Origin of the sequence: Pseudomonas sp. UMAB-40 (assembly GCF_900095275.1) — a bacterium.
Taxonomy (GTDB): domain Bacteria; phylum Pseudomonadota; class Gammaproteobacteria; order Pseudomonadales; family Pseudomonadaceae; genus Aquipseudomonas; species Aquipseudomonas mandelii_B.
The window spans coordinates 1-517 of the sequence record NZ_LT607625.1 but is presented as its reverse complement, the minus strand read 5'-3'; the positions used below and the strand labels follow the sequence as shown (position 1 = coordinate 517).

Genomic DNA, 517 nt, shown 5'->3' with positions numbered 1-517 from the left:
GAAGTCCATGCTTGCGCATCTCGTTCCTGAATTTGTGGCTGGTGTATTGGCAACCTTGATCGGAATGAAACAGCACCTCTTTTGGACGGCCTCGCAATTGAACTGCCATTCGCAACGCTTCGCAGGTCAGCGTGGCATCGGAAATCATTGAAAACGACCATCCCACGATTCGGCGAGCAAACAGATCCAGAACCGCCGCGAAATACATCCAGCGCTTGCCGACCTTGATGTACGTCACATCGCCACACCACACCTGGTTGATCGCCGTGACATCAAACTTGCGCTTGAGCACATGCGGCGCCACCAGAGCTTCCACGCCGGCAGATTTGTACTTGTGCCGCCGTCGCTGATGACTGGAGACTCCGGCTTCGCGCATCAAGCTGCGAGCCATATGTCGCCCGACACGATGTCCCTTTGCTTGCAGCTCCTTGGAAAGGGTACGAGACCCCGCGGACGCTCTGGATTCTTTGTGATGCTCGACCAGCACGGCTTTAAGTTTCTCCCGCTCAGGCTTCAC

At 55.9% G+C, this 517-nt stretch carries 1 protein-coding gene; it reads right to left on the bottom strand.

What is annotated here, in order from left to right; all coding sequences use genetic code 11:
• Positions 1-517 (bottom strand): IS3 family transposase (locus K0F88_RS32050; RefSeq protein WP_219097880.1); only part of this gene is annotated, 517 nt, incomplete at both ends.